Genomic DNA, 1,235 nt, shown 5'->3' with positions numbered 1-1,235 from the left:
TGGTCCGAACCCATTCTTTGGACCGCCGGAAGGTAGAGTTTTCCGGTTTTTTCACGATGGCGGGCTGGCTGCGCCATCGGGATCAAGCAACGAAATCGGCACCTTGTGCCCAATAGCACCGTGCGGACGGACCTCGTTGTAGTATCTGCGCCAATCCTCCATCTTTTCGGCCGCGTCCGCAAGCGTCAGGAACCAATGGGCGTTCAGACACTCCGCCCGGAAGCGGCCGTTGAACGCTTCGATATAGGCATTGTCGGTCGGCTTCCCCGGGCGGCTGAAGTCGAGCGTCACCCCCTTCGTATACGCCCACAGGTCGAGATCGCGGGAGATGAACTCGGAGCCCTGGTCGACGCGGATCGTCTTCGGATAGCCGATCGTCGGACAGACCTTTTCCAATGCCCGGACCACATCCTCAGCCCGGTAGCTGAACCGGGGATCGAGCAAAGGCACATAGCGGGAGAACGTGCCGACGACCGTCAGCACACGGATCTTCTTGCCTGTCGCGAGCTGGTCGTGAACAAAGTCCATGGCCCAGACATCGTTCGGGCAGATGGCTTCCTGACGGTCATCCCGAAGCTTGGCCTTCACCCGGCGCTTCGGCGTCTTGTTTCTGAGCTGCAGGCCCAAGTCTCTGTAAATGCGATAGGTTCGCTTCATATTGATGTTCCAGCCTTCACGCGCGAGCATCACGTGCACGCGGCGGTAGCCGTAGCGAACGCGCGTGGCGCAGATGTCCTTGATCCGAGCTTCAATGCCGACCTGATCGCGGCGGCGGGACTTGTAGTGATAGCTTGACGTGTCGAACTCCAGAACCCGGCAGGCCCGCCGGATCGACACGTCCCACTCACCACATGTCTGCGCCACAAGCTCGCGTTTGCGACCAGGCCTCACAGTTTTCGGCGGATCACGTCCTGGAGCATCTCCTTGTCGAGGGAGAGGTCGGCAACCAGTTTTCTGAGCTTGCCGTTCTCGTCCTCGAGCTGCTTCAGCCGCTTCATCTCGGTCGGCAGCAGCCCGTCATATTTCTTTTTCCAGTTGAAGTAGGTCGCCTGGCTAATCCCCGCCCGACGGCCGATCTCCGCGACGGGAATTCCGTCCGCCCCCTGCTTCAAAATGAACGCCTTCTGCGCATCCGAGAACTTCGATGCCTTCATCGTCTTCCGCTCCTCCCAGCCAAGGGATGTTACCGCGGAAAACTCCAGTTTCGAACGGTCCAGTTTTCAGGGATCAGAGCA

The 1,235-nt window shown here is 59.6% G+C and carries 1 protein-coding gene; it reads right to left on the bottom strand.

Annotated elements, in window-relative coordinates; translation table 11 throughout:
- Positions 1 to 51: 51 nt before the first annotated feature.
- Positions 52 to 1,154 (bottom strand): IS3 family transposase gene (locus tag C7T96_RS23765; protein WP_106573738.1). Its coding sequence is split into 2 segments (ribosomal slippage): positions 52 to 893 and positions 893 to 1,154, totalling 1,104 coding nucleotides; the frame shifts between segments, so codons are not numbered across the junction.
- Positions 1,155 to 1,235: the final 81 nt, after the last annotated feature.

Origin of the sequence: Nitratireductor sp. StC3 (assembly GCF_003015025.1) — a bacterium.
GTDB classification, from domain to species: domain Bacteria; phylum Pseudomonadota; class Alphaproteobacteria; order Rhizobiales; family Rhizobiaceae; genus Mangrovimarina; species Mangrovimarina alexandrii.
The sequence above is the reverse complement of the archived record's forward strand: the minus strand, read 5'-3'. Positions and strand labels throughout refer to the sequence as shown.